The sequence below is a fragment of the Streptomyces sp. NPDC090106 genome, assembly GCF_044747265.1.
In the GTDB taxonomy this organism is placed as follows: Bacteria; Actinomycetota; Actinomycetes; order Streptomycetales; family Streptomycetaceae; genus Streptomyces.
Genome location: NZ_JBIVDS010000028.1, coordinates 18685 through 34443, shown reverse-complemented (window position 1 = coordinate 34443; position 15759 = coordinate 18685). Strand labels below are relative to the sequence as shown.

General features: G+C 71.5%; 22 protein-coding genes. 5 read left to right on the top strand and 17 right to left on the bottom strand.

The window, feature by feature from the left end; genetic code table 11:
• Window positions 1-86 precede the first annotated feature (86 nt).
• From ACIPSE_RS45435 to ACIPSE_RS45415, 5 genes are all read right to left on the bottom strand, one after another.
• A complete protein-coding gene (locus ACIPSE_RS45435; protein ID WP_401675727.1) occupies window positions 87-965 on the bottom strand; it encodes an AAA family ATPase in 879 nt (292 codons plus the stop codon).
• A complete protein-coding gene (locus tag ACIPSE_RS45430) occupies window positions 962-1315 on the bottom strand; it encodes a hypothetical protein (RefSeq protein WP_401675725.1) in 354 nt (117 codons plus the stop codon). The genes ACIPSE_RS45435 and ACIPSE_RS45430 overlap by 4 nt, the downstream gene beginning before the upstream one ends.
• Window positions 1312-1785 carry a Pycsar system effector family protein gene (locus ACIPSE_RS45425; protein WP_401675723.1) on the bottom strand — a complete coding sequence of 158 codons (474 nt, stop codon included), beginning with the start codon at window positions 1783-1785 and terminating at the stop codon, window positions 1312-1314. The genes ACIPSE_RS45430 and ACIPSE_RS45425 overlap by 4 nt, the downstream gene beginning before the upstream one ends.
• Window positions 1786-1942: 157 nt before the next feature.
• Window positions 1943-2353, bottom strand: a complete 411-nt coding sequence (locus tag ACIPSE_RS45420; protein WP_401675721.1) for a hypothetical protein — start codon at window positions 2351-2353, stop codon at window positions 1943-1945.
• Between the two features lie 32 nt (window positions 2354-2385).
• Window positions 2386-2874, bottom strand: a complete 489-nt coding sequence (locus ACIPSE_RS45415; protein WP_401675719.1) for a hypothetical protein — start codon at window positions 2872-2874, stop codon at window positions 2386-2388.
• On the opposite strand from ACIPSE_RS45415, the gene ACIPSE_RS45410 reads away from it, so the two are divergent.
• Both ACIPSE_RS45410 and ACIPSE_RS45405 read left to right on the top strand, forming a co-directional pair.
• On the top strand, window positions 2873-3061 hold the full coding sequence (locus ACIPSE_RS45410; RefSeq protein WP_401675717.1) for a hypothetical protein: 189 nt from the start codon (window positions 2873-2875) through the stop codon (window positions 3059-3061). The genes ACIPSE_RS45415 and ACIPSE_RS45410 overlap by 2 nt on opposite strands.
• Before the next feature lie 409 nt (window positions 3062-3470).
• Window positions 3471-4328, top strand: coding sequence for a hypothetical protein (locus tag ACIPSE_RS45405; protein ID WP_401675715.1), 858 nt, complete (start codon window positions 3471-3473; stop codon window positions 4326-4328).
• On the opposite strand, the gene ACIPSE_RS45400 is transcribed toward ACIPSE_RS45405, so the two are convergent.
• A complete protein-coding gene (locus ACIPSE_RS45400; RefSeq protein ID WP_401675714.1) occupies window positions 4318-4551 on the bottom strand; it encodes a hypothetical protein in 234 nt (77 codons plus the stop codon). The two genes, ACIPSE_RS45405 and ACIPSE_RS45400, sit on opposite strands and share 11 nt — an antisense overlap.
• A gap of 207 nt (window positions 4552-4758) precedes the next feature.
• Between ACIPSE_RS45400 and ACIPSE_RS45395 the strand changes: the two genes are divergently transcribed.
• Window positions 4759-5190, top strand: a complete 432-nt coding sequence (locus ACIPSE_RS45395) for a DUF5958 family protein (RefSeq protein ID WP_401675712.1) — start codon at window positions 4759-4761, stop codon at window positions 5188-5190.
• Window positions 5191-5303: 113 nt separating this feature from the next.
• Here the strand turns inward: ACIPSE_RS45395 and ACIPSE_RS45390 are convergent, their stop codons facing one another.
• From ACIPSE_RS45390 to ACIPSE_RS45375, 4 genes are all read right to left on the bottom strand, one after another.
• Window positions 5304-5741 (bottom strand): RRQRL motif-containing zinc-binding protein, encoded by a 438-nt coding sequence (locus ACIPSE_RS45390; RefSeq protein WP_401675710.1) that lies wholly within the window; start codon window positions 5739-5741, stop codon window positions 5304-5306.
• A 194-nt stretch (window positions 5742-5935) separates the two neighbouring features.
• Entirely contained in the window at window positions 5936-6577 is a 642-nt protein-coding gene (locus ACIPSE_RS45385; RefSeq protein ID WP_401675708.1) for a DUF6919 domain-containing protein, read from the bottom strand.
• Between the two features lie 26 nt (window positions 6578-6603).
• Window positions 6604-6819 carry a hypothetical protein gene (locus ACIPSE_RS45380; protein ID WP_401675706.1) on the bottom strand — a complete coding sequence of 72 codons (216 nt, stop codon included), beginning with the start codon at window positions 6817-6819 and terminating at the stop codon, window positions 6604-6606.
• 164 nt (window positions 6820-6983) lie between these two features.
• On the bottom strand, window positions 6984-7547 hold the full coding sequence (locus tag ACIPSE_RS45375) for a hypothetical protein (protein ID WP_401675704.1): 564 nt from the start codon (window positions 7545-7547) through the stop codon (window positions 6984-6986).
• A 171-nt stretch (window positions 7548-7718) separates the two neighbouring features.
• On the opposite strand from ACIPSE_RS45375, the gene ACIPSE_RS45370 reads away from it, so the two are divergent.
• Window positions 7719-7880: a hypothetical protein gene (locus tag ACIPSE_RS45370; protein ID WP_401675702.1), complete on the top strand. Its 162-nt coding sequence runs from the start codon at window positions 7719-7721 to the stop codon at window positions 7878-7880.
• Window position 7881: 1 nt separating this feature from the next.
• Here ACIPSE_RS45370 and ACIPSE_RS45365 read toward each other — a convergent pair whose 3' ends face one another.
• The 4 genes from ACIPSE_RS45365 to ACIPSE_RS45350 all read right to left on the bottom strand — a co-directional run bounded on the left by ACIPSE_RS45365 (window position 7882) and on the right by ACIPSE_RS45350 (window position 11877).
• Window positions 7882-8070, bottom strand: coding sequence for a hypothetical protein (locus ACIPSE_RS45365; RefSeq protein WP_401675700.1), 189 nt, complete (start codon window positions 8068-8070; stop codon window positions 7882-7884).
• A 78-nt stretch (window positions 8071-8148) separates the two neighbouring features.
• The gene (locus ACIPSE_RS45360; RefSeq protein WP_401675698.1) at window positions 8149-10272 is read right to left on the bottom strand and encodes a chromosome segregation protein ParM; all 2124 of its coding nucleotides are present in this window, start codon (window positions 10270-10272) and stop codon (window positions 8149-8151) included.
• 83 nt (window positions 10273-10355) lie between these two features.
• Entirely contained in the window at window positions 10356-10772 is a 417-nt protein-coding gene (locus ACIPSE_RS45355; RefSeq protein ID WP_401675696.1) for a conjugal transfer protein TraB, read from the bottom strand.
• 22 nt (window positions 10773-10794) lie between these two features.
• Window positions 10795-11877 (bottom strand): ATP/GTP-binding protein, encoded by a 1083-nt coding sequence (locus ACIPSE_RS45350; protein ID WP_401675694.1) that lies wholly within the window; start codon window positions 11875-11877, stop codon window positions 10795-10797.
• A gap of 579 nt (window positions 11878-12456) precedes the next feature.
• Here ACIPSE_RS45350 and ACIPSE_RS45345 point away from each other — a divergent pair.
• Complete coding sequence (locus ACIPSE_RS45345) at window positions 12457-12771, top strand: hypothetical protein (RefSeq protein ID WP_401675693.1); 315 nt, start codon at window positions 12457-12459, stop codon at window positions 12769-12771.
• Window positions 12772-13033: 262 nt separating this feature from the next.
• Here ACIPSE_RS45345 and ACIPSE_RS45340 read toward each other — a convergent pair whose 3' ends face one another.
• From ACIPSE_RS45340 to ACIPSE_RS45330, 3 genes are all read right to left on the bottom strand, one after another.
• Window positions 13034-13342 carry a hypothetical protein gene (locus tag ACIPSE_RS45340; RefSeq protein ID WP_401675691.1) on the bottom strand — a complete coding sequence of 103 codons (309 nt, stop codon included), beginning with the start codon at window positions 13340-13342 and terminating at the stop codon, window positions 13034-13036.
• Entirely contained in the window at window positions 13339-13818 is a 480-nt protein-coding gene (locus tag ACIPSE_RS45335; protein WP_401675689.1) for a hypothetical protein, read from the bottom strand. The genes ACIPSE_RS45340 and ACIPSE_RS45335 overlap by 4 nt, the downstream gene beginning before the upstream one ends.
• Window positions 13819-13932: 114 nt before the next feature.
• Window positions 13933-15648, bottom strand: a complete 1716-nt coding sequence (locus ACIPSE_RS45330) for a DUF2637 domain-containing protein (protein WP_401675687.1) — start codon at window positions 15646-15648, stop codon at window positions 13933-13935.
• Window positions 15649-15759 lie beyond the last annotated feature (111 nt).

The following is a 15759-nucleotide window of genomic DNA, read 5'->3' as shown; positions in this document are numbered from 1 at the left end:
CCCCCGCAACTGCGGGGGCCGGGACGGCACAGAATGCGCTCAGCACACGGGCGGCTGTGTGCCGCTTTCCGTCCAGGAGGTCCGGCTCAGCTCACCGCGAAGGCGACCGGGGTGTCGGTGCTGCCGTGCACGGTGCAGGTCGCGTACCGGTCGGGGATGCCGAGCAGCGCCTGGTACAGGTCGGCCGCGGAGTGGGCGGGCGCCCATGCCCGGGCGGTGCATTCCGCGTCGACAGGGCAGCCGACCAGGACGTCGAAGGCGCTGTAGCCCTCGAGGCCGACGTCCTCGGCAAGTGCGAGGGTGAGGTGCTGTGATCCGAGGCGGATCTCCGCGACGCGGTCGATGCCCGCGATGTCGGAGCGGTCCAGCCAGCGCCACAGGGGCAGGATCTCGGGGCCGAAGTAGTGGTGCGGCAGTACCAGGTCGTGGTCGATGTCCGCGCGGGCCTCGGTGAGCTGGTGGAGGCGGGCGCCCAGCCGGGGCAGCTCCGAGGCGAGGACAACGTGCGTGAATCCCTCCGCGGTCAGGTCCTCGCCGGCGTAGGGGACGGCCTGGTGCTGGGCGCGGACGGTGGCATCGGGCACACGGCGGCTGCCCGGGCGCGGGTTCTGCCGGGCGAGGCACACACTCAGCGGTGCCGAGACGATCACCGCGACGGCGGGCATGCCGTGCCGGCGCGCGGCGACCACGAGCTCGACACGGATACTCATCTCCAGATTGGTGGCGTCGATGACCGTGGTCAGGCCGCGCGCCATCCGGCGGACCAGGATGCGCTTGAAGATGTCGACGGCGTCGCTCGTCGCTTCCTGGTCGCCGGGGTCGTCACTGACCACGCCGCGCAGGGTGTCGAGCGAGAGGACCTGGGAAGCGGGCCAGCTGGAGGCGAGGGTGCTCTTGCCGGCACCAGAGGCGCCGATCAGCACGATCAACGCGTTCTCGGGCAGGTCGGCGGTCATGTCGATCATTCGGTATCTCCTTGCGGGTGGAGGGAGTTGGCAGCCCAGATCAGGCGCTGTCCGGCGGTGTCGGTGAGCAGGGACGCGGCCTCGTGCAAGGGGCAGGAGGCGTCGCCATCGCGGTCGGGCTCGATCTGCTCCGCTCGGCGGGCGGCAGCGGTGACCAGGTGTGCGAGTGTGGGGAAGAGGCCGCGGAGGGTGTCGGTGTCCTCCTGGAGCTCGCGCAGGATCGCGGCGAGGCCAGGGCCGTCGATGTCGTCGGCGGTCAGGTCGTCCTCGATCTGCTGGAGGGCGAGCTGGGCGATCCCGACCAGGGCGCGAACCCGGTCGAGCCGGGTGCGGTGGATCGCAGTCGTCACAGCGCGAGGCCCGCGGCGGCGAGCGTGAGCAGGGCGAGTGCGGCCAGGATCGTGTCGACGGCCGCGCGCAACCGGCTGAACTTCTTCATGGCGATGCGGGACAGGACGCGGATGCGGGCGGGCCGGGTGTCGCCGGTCATGCTGGCCCGGATCGTGTCGTCGTCGAGCCGTGCCCAGTACGGGAACGACGCCCGGTCGCTGCCGCTGCCGCCGAGGCGGGGCCGGACGACCAGGAGCAGCAGGACGGCGGCGACGGCCAGGGCGAGCACGGCCGCCCCTCCCAAGATCTTGGACGCGGTGGGCAGCGGCTGGTCGGCGGCGGTCGCGAGCCCGGCGAGCAGCGCCCCGTCGAACGCGAGTAGGAGGGACGCTTTGCCGTCGGTGCGGGCGATCTCGGCCGCGACCGTTGTACAGGCCGCGTCCAGATTCGCGTCGGTGAGGTCGGTGAAGAGCGCAGGGCGATGCGGCATGCTGGAGGTCTCCTGATCTTTGACTGGTGAGGGAGCGGGCGGCAGCCCCTTTTTGCCGATGCGCCGCCGCCCGGTTGTGCGGGCCTTGCCCCGGCCCTGGACGGCCGGGGCAGGGCCTGTTTCATGCGGTCCGGCCGGTGTGCGGCCGGAGCGGGGATCACGACGGCGAGGACGCGGTCGTGGTGGCGCGGGCGGTGTCGGCGAGCAGCCCGGACAGCTTGCGGCCGTGGGCAACCGCAGCCTCCAGGCTGGTGATCAGGTCGCCCGGCAGGCGGCGGGTGCGGGCCGCGGCGAGCACGCCCGCGAGGTAGAGGACGTCGTCCAGGACGCGGTCGCGCACGTCCAGGACGCCGGGCTGCACATGCCCCGGGGTGAGGTTGGTGAGGACCGCGAGCGCGGCGTGGTCGGGGGCCTGCTGGTCGGCGTCGGTGTCCTGTTCGGCGAGGACGGTGTCGATCTCGTCGCCCCGGTACACGCGGCGCCAGACGTCGCCGTCCTGGTCGCAGCCGTGGTACCAGCCGAAGCGGGCGCCGGCCTTCTCCAGCAGGGTCCGTAAGGCGGGCAGCATCGTGGGGTGCTCCTTGGGTCGGGTGGGTGGTGTCAGTACTGGGGCGGGGTCTCGTGCCAGGCGCGCAGGCGCTTCTGGCTGCCGCAGTCGGCGCGGTCGCTGTGGGGGAACCGGCCGCCCGTGGGCTGGAGTTCGGCGAGGAGCTGCAGCAGGTCTGTCTCGCCGCCCACGACGGTGTCGATGTAGCCGTTGCCGCAGGTGCAGGGCGCGATGAGGGTGAGGACCCGGTACTCGTGGCCGCCGCTGCCGCAGTGGTGCAACCACAGGCCGCCGTCCAGGTAGGCGACGGCGCACGGCTCCAGGCCGGCTCCGGCCACGGTGGCCTTGCCGGTCCAGTCCTCTTCGTGCACGAACCGGCCGAGGGTGTCGGGATAGACGCACCAGATGTGATCGAGGGCCGCCGTTTCGGCGTCCTCTCGCTGTTCTTCCTCGCCCTGCACGCTCATCTCCCGGACCATGTCGAAGAGGTGGGCGAGCGGCGAGTCCGCGCCGACGGCGGGCGGGATGACGGTGTCGGTCATGTGCAGCTCCTTGAGGCTTCCGGAGCGACCGGGCTGTCCGGTCCTCCGCACCGCCCCCGCCCGCGTGTGCGGGCTGGGGCGGCACGGGGAGCCGTCAGGCTTCGGCACGTTCGACGATGGGGAGGTGCAGGTCGCGGTGGTGGAGGGCGACCTGGTGGCCGCGGCGGCGCAGGCGCCGGGCCAGTAAAAGGCCGTGACACCGGCACGATGGCGGCCTCCCGTTCTCTCGCCTATTCCGAGTTGTTGCCGAAGATCAATCGTTCACGGGTCGTCTGTAGCTCCCCACGCCAAGCCGGTTTAGGGATGTGCGACCGTGCACTGCATCTGTTCAATGAGCGCTGGACTTGTCGCGCTGGGTATTCGAGTTGGCGGGCGGGTTGGCCCTCGTCGAGGCTGAGCGGGTGGGGTCACAGACGGCGTGAGCGCTGGACCGAAAGGGTTTGGCACGGGGGCCACACATCGACGATGATCACCTCATGACCACCAGAAAGGGCCATGCCTTCTAGGCGGCCCTCTTCGCTCTCCACCGCTCGCGCACCGCCGCCGCTCACTGCAGCGCCCGAACGCCGTGACTGCCCACCCAGGAGAGCCCGCCCGTGCAGAAGACTGCCCTCGTTCCCTACGCCCACCTGCCCCGAGCGCACCACGCCCACCACGTCCTGACCAGCACCGTCGACGTCTTCGGCACCGCCCACTGGCTGCTTGCCGACCGCGCTCCGCAGCCCGGCGGCGATGCCCTGCCCTTCGACGCGCTGGTCGTCTCCGTCCATCCGGGCGGCGACGTCGAACTCACCGAGCTGAGCGCCGTGCGGGCCCGCTGGCCGCGCCTGGATCGCCTGCCTGACGGCGGGTTCGTCGTCGCAGCATCCCGCGCCCGCCGGTACGAGGACGCGGACCAGGTCCAGGTCTTCGACGCGCTCGGCCGCGAGGCCTCCTCCTTCTCCGTCGGGGACGCCATCGAGCACATGCTCGTGGACGAGGCCGGCCACATCTGGGTCGGGCACTTCGACGAAAACCCGGCCGGAATCCGCCGCTGGAGCCCCACAGGCCACATCTACTGGGCGTCCGACGGCGCAAGCATCCCTGGCCTCTTCGACTGCTACGCCCTGAACGTGTCGGGCACCACCGCCTGGGCGTGCACGTACACCGACTTCCCGCTCGTCGAGATACGCCCCGACCGGCCCGTGAGGGTGTGGCCGAACCAGGTACGGGGCGCCAAGGCAGTGGCCATCCACGGCGAGCAGGTCGCCTTCTACGGCGGCTACGGCGAAGAGGTGGACCGGCTCACCCGCGGAGAGCTCACCGAAGCATCCGTCGAGCCGACTGATGTCGGCCTACTCACCCTGTCCGACGGCCACCTGCCCGGCCGCCGCCGCGCCGTCAGCCGAGGAAGCAGGATCTACGTCCAGGCCGAGCCGTTCACCGCGTGGGGCGTGGTTGACCTCAGCAGCTGAGCCCCGAAAACCTGTTGACCTCCGGCACTGACCATCCATCGGCCCGCAGCAGCACCGGCTGCCCCGGCTGTGTACCGTGCATGTGCGCCCACTCCGCCAGCGTCGGCAGGCCCGCCAGCACCGGATCGGCCGCGTACCACGACACCTCCCGCCGCGGGTCGCACCAATGCACCTGCCACCGCGCCAACGGCCCGGCGTCCACCTCAAGTTCATCGATCATCAACGAGTGAACATGCAGCCACTCACAGTCACTGGAATCTCAGCAACAGCTGCTTGTGGCTAGAGACCGCCCGCGCAGCCGACGGTGATGTGCAGCGGGTCCTGTACGGCGTCGGGGGCGCGGACGAATGCTGTGGTCTGACCGGGCACGTTCGGGTATTCACCAACAGGCGGCGCTCGCCATGAATCAGCGTCGTGAAATCATCCAGCGATGGCTGAACCGAGCAGCGACGACGGCCGGACCTTGCGGCGCGAGACCGAGCGGGTCGTCAACGAGATCGCCCAAGGGCTCCGCACGTTGGATGCTGGTGTGAGGTGGTTCTCTGACCTCGCCCCTGCAGGCCAGCAGATGGTTCTGCGGGAAGTCGCCGGCTATGCGATGCAGGCGCACGTTACGGCTGCGGACGGGCCGTGCGGGGTGGCGCGGTCTGGTGTGAAGTCCACGGCTAACCCGTCGGTCATGATCTGCATGGACCCGCCCCGCTACGGGTTCGCGAGCCTGCCCTCCGCCGAACACGTCAAGGCGTTCCGCGTCCTCGTTTCCGTGTTCGCCGTTGCGGACACTCGCCGCCGCGAGAGGTACTGCAAAGGCGCCTGCGGACATGCATGGCACAACCTGCCGGAGGCGACCGAGCGGTCGTAGCATCGGCCGTTCTAGCTCGGCTGGGCGGTTTACCGCCCAAGTACGGGACACCCCTGGTAGTTCGGAGAAGGCAGGACCCCAAGGTCTTCAGCGGTACTGGCGCAGAGCATTTGTCAGGCGGCCAGCAGGTGCTTGGCCGGGGGAGCGATGTAGGTGGTGGGGTCGGCGGGCGTGTCGTCGAAGCACTCCAGGCAGGACCCCAAGGTCTTCAGCGGGAGGCAGTGGGCGTAGCGTCGGCCGCACGGGCCGGGGCATGTCTGGCGTGCGGCCATCGCCTTGTCGAGCGCGGCTTCCTTCGCGAGGGTCATCGGGCGCTTCGGCTTCGCCAGGTCGATCCGGTACAGCCACGCGAAGCGGCGGCCCCTGCGGCATTCGATCCGCAAGACGGGCTGCTGGCCGCCGGGACGCAGGCCCATCTGGCGCAGCTGGCGGCGGGTGGCGAGGTTGTCGTATCCGGCCTGCCGCCATCGTAGGACCGGTAAGGAGCCGTCGCCGGGGTCGTAGGGGTCGACGTCGACCAGGCCCGTGTCGGCTTCGTCGGGGCGGTCCATCACGGCCTCCAGGCGCCGGGCAGTCGGCGGGGGCGGTGCGGGTAGCGCAGGCCGGGCCGGTGCGGGCGGGGCCGGCCGATGCGGCGGCGCGGTCTGGGGATGAGCACGGGCGGTTCCTCCAGTTGTCGGTGGACAGCAAGCACCGCGCCCGCCGGCGGTTCGTCGGCGGGCGCGGGGTGAGGGGCCGGTGGACGTCAGCTGTAGGCGGGGCCGGACGGGGTGCTGCTCGCCCACGGGTCGGCCGGGTCGTGGCGGCGGTGGCCGGTGAGGAAGTCGAGTACGACCCACATCTGCTCGCCCGGCTTCCCGTACTCGGGGGCGATGATCGAGACGTACATGCCGGTGCTGACCTCGCGGTAGAGGTCGGGGTGCAGTCCGGGCCACTGAATGGCCATGTGGGCGCGGCTGATTCGGCCGCCGAACGAGGTGACTGGCTCGCTGTCGCACGTGGTGACGACGACGGGCTGGTCCTGGACTCCGCCACCGGGGCGGTAGTCGTTGATCCGGACGGACAGGCCGGCGGCGTCCGCGGTGTCGATCAGGCGGTGGAACAGTTTCGGGTCGGTGACCACCAGCTCGAGGGCGGCCCGCTGTTCCCACCACAGGCCGTCCGTGCTGGTGCCGATGCATCCGGGCTGCGACTGGGTGGTGACGTATCCGGCCCGGCACAGGGCGGCGAGTGTGGGCACCAGGTGCGTGGTCTCATCGTCGGGCCCGCAGCCGGGCATGTAGCCGGGCCAGGATCCCAGTTCGCCCTCCAGCCAGAGCGCCATCAGCTCGCCGAGGTCGGCGACCGTGCGGGCGGATCGCCAGCGCTGCCGTTCGCTCCTGCTCATCCGCGGCCACAGCATCGGGTCGCCCCTCACGGCCGGTTGGCGGTGTCGGCCGCGGCGGGGGCGGTCGTGTTCTGCGGGCTGGGGGCGGGCGTGGGCTGGCCGTCGGTGTGGCCCCGGGAGCCGAGGATGACGGCGAGCAGGAGCCCGGCGAGCACGGCTATGCGGGCCGGGGTCGACAGCCTCCTGGGCGGCGGCGGGTCGGGGATGAACGTTCCGCGCATCGGGGTCGGGGTGCTGGCCATGGGAGTCCTTGTCTTCGAAGGGTGGCGTGTGTGCCGGTCGTACTGCCGGGCTCTCGCCCGCCCGGCGGGTGCGGGGGGGGCGAGAGCCCGGCGGAGCGGCCGGGGCAGGTGGTCCTGGAGGCGGGGGAAACCGGCGCCCGCCCGGCAGGTGCGGCAGGCGGGGCTTACAGGCCGCGTGCGTCGGCGAGGCCGGCGGCTTCTCCGAGCATCCGTGCCGGGAGGCGTCCGTCGCGCTGGCGGTCGTTGACGTCGGGGACGCTGACGTCGTCGGGGTCGACGGCGAAGCGCCGGCCGAGGACGTCGCGGAGCAGGGCGAGCGCGTCGGCCTCCAGGCCGCGGTCGCCGCCGGCCTCCGCGCGGATGGCGCCCATCATGCAGGCGGCTCCGCTGTCGTCGGTGAGGGCGCCCGCGCACCAGCCGCGGGATTCCATGCGGTGTTGTGCGCGGGCCAGGACGTCGGCGGCCGGGGTGGCGTAGGGGTGAGGGGCGAGGGCGGGCAGGCGGGGCAGGGCTGCGGGGACGGTGATGACGTCGGCGAGGTCAACGGGATCGCTGCTGAGGTGCGCGGTGCGGACCTCGTGGGCGACGGCGGCCTCTTCGAGCCGGACCGTCATGGCGGCCTCGGTCGCGGCGAGCCGGGCGTCCAGGCTCAGCGCCGCGCCCGTGTCCGCCGACGGCTGGTCGGCGGGCGCAGACGCGTGCGGGGCCGCGGCGGATGTGGTGGGCACGGGCGCTCTCCGATGGCTGCGGGAACGGGGCAGGACAGCGGCGGGCGCCGCCGACATGAGTCATCGGCGGCGCCCGCACAGCAGGTGAGTTGGGGCCGGGAGGTGGGTAGTCACCGCACCTGCGCGCCGGGCATCCTCGATTTCAGGCGCGGGCGCGAAGGAGGGGGATCAGTGGAGTTCGTCTTCGATTGCGGATGGTGCGGCGGGGACAACTACTTCGTCGGCAAGCAGGTCGGCGTCTGGGTCGACAAGTGGGAGATCCCCTCGGAGTGGGACTGCCGTTTCTGCGAGGGGCTCAACTACACGCCTGACCCGCCGTGGACCGAGTCGTAGGTCAGATGCTGGAGATCAGTCCGGCGAGCGCGGCGAGGCCGCTGCTGATGGTGGGGGCCAGGCCTGTCGCGGCGAGGGTGAAGCCGAACAGGGCGCACACGAGCGCGGAGCCGATGCGGACGTAGCCGCCCCTGACCAGGACGACGACGATGATGCCGAGCAGGACGGCGGCGGAGACGGACAGAACCACGGCGGTGGTGCTCCTTCACAACGGGTGGGTCGGGGCCGGCCGCGTGTGGGCGGTCCGGCCCCGGGGGAGTGGGTGTGATCAGGCGTCGGCGAGGCCCTTGATGGCCTCCAGCGCCTCACGGGGCGAGGTGACCTGCTGGGGGCGGCGGCTGCTGCCCTTGGAGCCGCCGCCCTTGCCGCTTCCGCGTCGGCGGGAGCGGCCGTCGCCGTCGCCGTCGTCGTCGGGTTCGGGCCAGAACTCGCCGGGCCTCACCGGCTCGTTCCAGTCGAACCACAGCCCGCGCTTGGTCAGCTCCGCGATCTCGTAGTCGGTGAGCCGGTTGACCTGATCGGGGAAGAGGTCCGCGAGGTCGGTGTCGAAGTCCGCGAGCAGCGACCGCATCAGGACGGCGCGGCCGTTGTCGAGGACGATGACGGCGACACCGCCCGTGCTGACGCCGGTCTCGGGGTCGGCCTCCCCCTTGATGGCCCGTTCGATCGCGGAGCCCTCGTTGCGGGAGTAGCGGGCCGGGATGGTCGGCACGTCGTAGGCGTTCTCCATGGTTCCCTCCGCCGCCTTGCGGGTGGCGCCGGGCGAACCCATGTTGAAGATGACTGCGCGGCTGTTCTGGCGCAGGTTGTCCTTCATCTTGGTGCTGAAGCCCTCGTGCGCGAACGGCGACTGTCCGGCCGGGTTGAAGCCGATGCCGTACTTCAGGCTGGTGACGGTGAGGTCGTCGCCGTCGGCCTGGATGAACTCGCCGAAGTCCGGGTCCGCCGCGGCGGTCATGAACTCGTCGGCGTACAGGTTGAGCTGCCGGTAGGGGCAGCGGGTGTCGCCCGGCTTGTAGTCGTGCGGCTGGCCGTCGTGCGACCAGGGCATCTCCGCGCGGATCTCGCACAGTGCTTTCGCGGCCCGCAGGGAGCGGGCCATCCACAGCGCGTTCGATCCCTGCCGGTCGATGTACTTGCCGAGCATGGTGGTCTTCTCGTCCTTGCGGACGGTGGACAGCCACACCACCTGGCCGTCGAGGGACTGGGCGGCCATGTTGATCGCGAAGTACTGCGTCTTGCCGGAGCGGGACACCCCGAGCGTCAGGCCGTGGGACGCGGCGTTCTTGTCGTGCTGGTACACCATGTTCCGCACCGGCTGGCCGGTGATGGTGTAGCCGCACACGAACATGCCCTTGGCGTCGGGGGTGAGCAGCTCGCGGGTCGCGGGGAAGATCTGCGACAGCGGCGGCTCGTCGAACACGCTGATGAGGAACTCCGTGCCGTCGATGAGGACGAACGCGCGGGAGTCGTCCTCCGGCAGGCTCAGTCCGCGGCAGACCTTGGCGAGGTCGACGCGCGGGGTGTCGGTGGAGTCGGACATCTTGGCCCGGTAGAAGGTGACGCCGCGGACGTCGTCGCGGGACTTGTGGACCAGGTCGGAGCCGGGCGCGCCGCCCTTGGCCGAGCCGACCTTGTCCGCCCAGCGTTCCCGATCGGTGGGGGCCTGGCGGCGCCGGGCGTTGGTGTCGGGGACGATGCGGGCCTCCAGCCAGCCCGGTCCGCCCTGGCGTCCGGGCTGAACGGCGACCTCCGAGAGGAACACGTCGGTGGAGTGCACGCCGAACGCGGCGGCGACGGCGGCCTCCGACAGGCCGGTGATGGGCCGCCCGGCTTCCGAGGCGCGCAGCAGGACCGTCATGTCGTGCTGCATGCCGGTGTGCCGGGTGACGGTGACGATGTGGGTGCGGCCGGGCATCCCGGCCTGCTCCCACAGCACCCGCGCGTCGCGGGTGAGGAGGTCGGCTCCGTCGTCGGGCTGCGCCGGGGACGGCTCGGGAGCGGCGGGCGCCGGCTGCGGGACCGGGATGCCGGTGGCGGGCCGGTGGCGGCGGCGGGTGTGCCGGGAGAACGGCATCACCAGGTATCCGGCCGCCGCCCATCCGGCGGCGAGGAGTCCGTCGAGCCAGTAGGGGCCGAAGCCGGTGGTGTGCTTGGCGGCGACGTCGACGGCGGCGGCCAGGACCAGCGGGGACCAACGCAAGATCTTGCGCCCGGCGCCGGGCTCATCGCTCTTGTAGGCGAGGAACCAGCCGCCGAGCCCGGCCGCTCCGGCGAGCTGCACGACCTGGTTGACGGGGCTGTCGGGGTAGAGGTTCGGCGCCACGGCCAGCATGGGCGCGGCGAGGCTGTAGGCGAGGCGTTCGAGCGCGACGCTGGGCGGCGTGGTCACCGGCTGTCTCCTTCAGGGGGAATAGGCACGGGCGGCCCCGCGAGGTGCGGGGCCGCCCGTGGCGAGGGGAGTGGGGGAGTGGGTCAGTCGAAGAACCCCGGGCGGGGGGTCTTCTCGCGCCGGTTGGATCGGATGTCGTCCAGCGCGCCGTAGAGCCGGGAATGGGTCTGGCGGGCCTGACCGGTGAGGTCGACGGTCTCCTGCGCGGTGTCGGCGAGCCGGCGGACCTGGACGGCGGCGCCGCCCAGGGCGACGGCCACGTTGTTGGTGAGTTCGACGAACTTCACGTCCAGGTCGGCGTTGGCGATGTCGCGGGCGACGTCCTCGGTGCGTGTGGAGTTGGCCTTCATGCTGCGGTACAGCCCCTCCAGTTCGAGGGTGGCGTCGTCCATCGTCTTGCCCAGGCGCAGGAGCTTGGCCTGGACGGCCTTGTAGCGGTTGTCGTCGTCTGACGGTGCGGGCGCCGCCGCTGCCGGGCGGGGTTCGAGATCGCTGCTCATCAGCGTCTTTCCTCCGGGGTGCTCAGTCGTGGTGGGCGGCGGCCGAGGTGTGCTTGAGGCCCGCGTCTTCCTTGGCTGCCATGTCCTGGCCGTAGACGCGGGCGACCATGACGGCGGCGAGCGTGGCGGCTTCCTTGGCGAGGCTGCACTGCTCGGCGGCGCGTTCGGCCTGCTGTTTCATGCGGGCCGCGGCGTCGGCCAGGTCGGCGATCAGATCGGTGACCGCGGTGGAGACGTTGTGGTCGCCGATCAGGTCACTGGCCATGTCCCGCAGGGCGTCGGCGACCTGGGTCAGGGCCTGCGCCAGGGTTTCGGCGCGGTCCTGGTCGGTGGCGGCCTGGATGGCGATGTTCGTCATCTCCATCAGGTACTCGTCGAAGGTGATGTCCGTGTGGTGCTGGCGGTCCATGCCGCCCGACGGCCTGACGTTGACGTCCGAGTTCACGTTGTTCCCTTCTGCGGCGGGCCGGCTGGTGCCGGGCCGGGCCGTCGTCTTCTCCCGGGCAGGCGGCAGGCCCTTGACGCCGGTCGTCACGGCCCCCGGCTCGTCGGGGACGATGACCGCGTCCTCGATGTCGTCCTCACTCTGGGCATTGTGCGGCGGGCGTGAGGGACGGCCGGGCCACTCCGCCCAGGGGGTGGAGTCCTCCGCACCAAACGGGCTGTCCGCCGGACGGCCACCAGGTCGTCCGGCACGTCCAGCACGCCCGGTGCGCCCGGCCCGACCGGTGCGTCCGGTACGGCGGGTACGGCCCGTGCCGTCGCCGCGGCGGCGCCTGAACCTCCGCCGCTTCGTGGCCTCACCGGTCGTGGAACCGGCCCCCGGAGGGTCTGCCTCCCGGCCGGTCTCCGCCTCGCTGTCCTTGTCCGCCTTGGGCTTCTTCGTGAGGCCGACCTTCTCGGAGGCGCCGGCGCCTGCTGCGGTCTTCTTCGCGTCGGCGGCGGCCTGCGCGGCGGCGCGGCGCTCATCGAAGCGGCGCTGCACCTCCTGGCCCATGGCCGCGCCCAGCGTGGTGCGGTCCGGCGCGGCCGACGCAGCGGCTTCCCGCTTCGCCTTCCGTGCCTCGCCCCGCTCCTGCCGCTTCGCACGGCGGTCCTCCCACACCTGCTGGCGCTGGGCACGGGCCTGGTCGCGGTCGCGGCTCCGGTCGGCGACACCGGCAGCGTGAGCCGCTGCACGGCGCTCCTGCCGTCCGGCCTGGCGGGCCGCGGCGCGGTCCTGGCGGCCCCGGGCGCGCTCGGCACGGGCACCGGACGGCTGAGCAGCACCGTTGCCGGAGCTCCCGTTCCGGCCGGAGCCGCCAGAGCCCGACTGGGAGCCTCGCGGGCCCCCGGACTGACCATGACGCCCGGCCCCGGGTCCACGGCCGCCAGAACCCGGCTGGGAGCCTCTCGTGCCGCCCCTGCCGCCTCCGCTTCCGCCGCCCGATCCGGGCCCCGAACGTCCGCTGGAGCCGCCGGAGTTGGAACCGCGCGAGGTGCCGGACCGGTTCGGCCCCGGGCCGGAGTTGCTGCGGGACGGAGTGTTGCCGCCCCCGCCGCCCCCGCCGCGCGAGGACCCGCCCCCGCCGCCGGCCTTCGAGCGGCCCTTGTCCGAACCCATCCCGGACGACGACCTCGTGCGGTCGGCGTCGGCCTTTCCGCGTGCCGCCGCCTTGTCGCCCTTCGCTTTCATCATCGCGGCGTGGAGCTTTCCGTTCTGCTCCATCATCGCGACTTCCTGCGCTGTCCGGCCCTCCAGCAGCGCCGCCTTACGCGCTATTTCAGCCTCACGGAAAGGCGCTTCACTTTCATGATTGGCGCGCGCCCTTTCCAGCCCGAATTCGAGCCAGTCACCAAGGCGATCGGCGAGAGAACGGGGCTGTTCATATTCCCCTTCCTCATATTCGCTTTCATTCTCGCCGATTTCCGGCGGGGTGATTCCGTCGGAGCGCAGCGACATGGACGGGTCAGGGGCCCCCGGAACAACCGGCAATTCCATCGTCGTCTCTTCCGGTGACTCCGGCGGGGCCGGGGGAATGTCCTCCGGGGGCGGAATGGTGTCTCCGTAATCCGGGATCGGCGGTGGCACGTACGGGGAATCACCGCTCCAGGGGCCCTGGACCAGGGTCCCGGTGGCGTCCTCATCGGACACGGTGCGCCTCCCTCCTGGGGGCTTGACAGAGCGTGGGGTCTTGTGTGCACGCGTGTGCACGTGCACGTGTGCACGCTTTACGCGCGCGAGGCCCCGCCGGAGTCCGGCGGGGCCTCGCTGGTGACGTTCAGTGACGCGGGGGGTGCTTCTCCACGACCTGCTGCGCGTAGCGCAGCAGGTCGTTCCAGATCCTCTGGTCACCCTCCGCGCGCTGGTCCATCGCCGTGATGAACAGGCGGCAGATCAGCGCGAATCCGGAGTAGACGTCGCCGCGACCGGCTTTCACGTCTTTGGCAATTCGAGATCTTGCCAGGCGGAGCCAGAATTCCATCTGCCCTGCCTCGCCGCGAGATTCGCGGGCTTTCGCCGCCTCTTCCGTCAGCCATTTTTGCCGCCGTTGAACGGATCGTTCAGCGCTGCTGAGGGGGCGGGTCACGCCGATTCCCTCCTACCGAGGTCGTAAATCGACGTAGGACCACCATACCCGGAATTGGCGCCGTGTCCACCCTCCTGTGGGGGATTGGCGGCGGCCTGGAGGGTCTGAGGGTTCTTCTTCCGCTGCTTTTCCAGCTCCTTCTGCTTCCTATCCTTGAGCGTATTCACCACGGCCTGGTCGTGTGCGTGGCGCTTATAGGCGCTCTTTTCCAGGCCGTCGGTGAGGTTGTTCAGGTTCTTCAGAACCTGTGCGAGGGCGCTCTCCACCGGCCGCGCGCGCAGCCTGGCGTGGTACCAGCGGTCGCCTTCCACGTTGGTGCCGCGCAGGTGCACGCGGGTCTCCAGCGCGAGGGTCTCCAGGTTCTTGCCGATGTCCAGCAGGACCCGCTGAACGTCGGCCAGGTACCGGGCGGTTGCCTCCGGGTTCTGCGCGACGTCGCGCAGCGGGGAGTGGCTCGGGTCGTTGCTGCTGTTCACGGCGGGGATTCCCTCCTGGTGTACTGGCGTGGCTGCGACTGCTTCCGGCAGTCACAGCGAGAGCCAGCCCGATTCCAGCGGGCTGGCTCTCACTGATGTGTGCCGGACGGTGGATCAGGGGCGGTAGCCGCCCTCCAGGAGCGCGACGGCCTCCTGGCGGTACTTCGAGGCGGTGTCCGTGGACGAGACGGCCAGCTCTCGCTGGACGTCGGCGATCGAGACGACCCGGCACAGCTCCCGGTGGATCCCGTCGGCCTCCAGGCCGACGAACACCGCGCCAGCCGCGATCGCCATGCGTGCGACCTTGCGGGCCGCCCGCTCGCGCGGCGTCAGCTTCGCGGCGTCCTCGGTTTCGGCTGCGCGCCGCTCGATTTCGGCGGCGGCGAGCCGGGTTTCGGCGGCGGCGTACTCGGTTTCGGCTTCACGCCTGCGGGCCGCCTGCGTGTTCGCGTCGGCGGTCGCCTGGCGCTCGTTCTCCTGCGCCGCGAGCCGGTCGGCTTCGGCGGTGCGGCGGCGGGTTTCGGCAGCGGCCATCTCCGTTTCGGCAGCGGCCCGGTCGGCTTCGGCAGCGCGCTGCCGGGCCTCAGCGATCGCGGCCGTCTCGATGGCCTGAGCCTCCGCGACGGCGGCCTGGTCGGCCTCCGCAGCTTCCTTCCGCTTCTGTGCTGCCTGGCGTTCCAGTTCCGCCGCGCGGGCATCGGCGGCGGCCTGCGCCTCGCGCTGGTCCGCCTCCTCGCGCCTCGCCTGTGCCTCGCGGGCGCGGGCTTCGGCGACCAGCGCGGTCTCCAGGGCCGCTTCCTCCAGCTCAGCGGCCCGTTCAGCGGCTCCGGCGCGGGCCCTGGCGTGGGCCGCGGCTTCGGCCTTCTGGCCTTCCACCTGCGCGCGGACGGCCTCCAGCTCACCGTCGGCGACCAGCCGGTCGGCCTCCGCCCGTTTCAGCGCGACCTGGCGGCGGGTGTCCGCGTCCAGGCGCCGGCGCTCGGCGTCCTCCGCCCGCTGCTCCGCCTCGCGTTCCTGCCGCTCCGGCAGGGCCAGGGCCTCCGCGACGGTGTAGCCGTAGGCCGCCATCTTCATCGGCAGCCGCTCGTCCTCCGAGGCCTGGCTCAGGTCGCCGCGGTGCTTGCGGCGCAGCCACTGCTCGTAGGCCATCAGGTCCTGCTGACGGCGGATCATCTCCGGGTAGGACGCCACCCCGTACAGGCGCATCCGGCGGTAGAACCGGGGCGTGGCGACGGGGGAGAGGATCCAGCGGTGCAGCGGGATGCGGTCGGTGTGCGTACCGGCGTCGAGCTGGGCCTTCTTGATGAACAGCTTGCGGGCGGCCTCGACGCCGATCACGAACAGCAGCGGCATGACGCCGTGGCTGGCGGACTTGACCGGGTCGGCGCCGATCTCGCCCTGAGAGGAGGCGTTGAACCAGATCGTCGCGGCGGTCATCGCGTGCGCGGCGAACCGGAGCAGCGGCCACGCGATGTCCTTGCGGATCAGGTACAGGTCCAGGGCGAGGAACGCGATGATCGACGCGTCCACCCCGACGGGGAACCACGGTGCGAGTTTCTCGCTGAATCCCCAGCTCAGCGCCACGTCGGCGAGGGTGCTGTAGGACATCGCGAAGCCGATGACACCGACCAGGGTGCCCCCGAGCGCCGCGGCGACCGACAGGGCGGTCATCAGCCGGTCGCGGGTGGGCTTGATCGGCTTCCGCTTGTGCGCGTCCGAAGCGAAGTCCGGTCCGTCCGAAATGGCGTCGGCCGGGCCCGAAGCGGGCTTCGGCGGGCGCGAAACAAGAGGGTTGGACACCGTCATCGACGGCGTCTCGGTGATCGTCATGAGGGCCTCCAGGAGAACCGGTTCAGGGGGTGGTCGAAACGGGGAACGCCGCTCCCGAAACGCGGGCGGGCGTTCCCGAAACGGCTGCGGATGTCCCCGAAACGAGGGCTG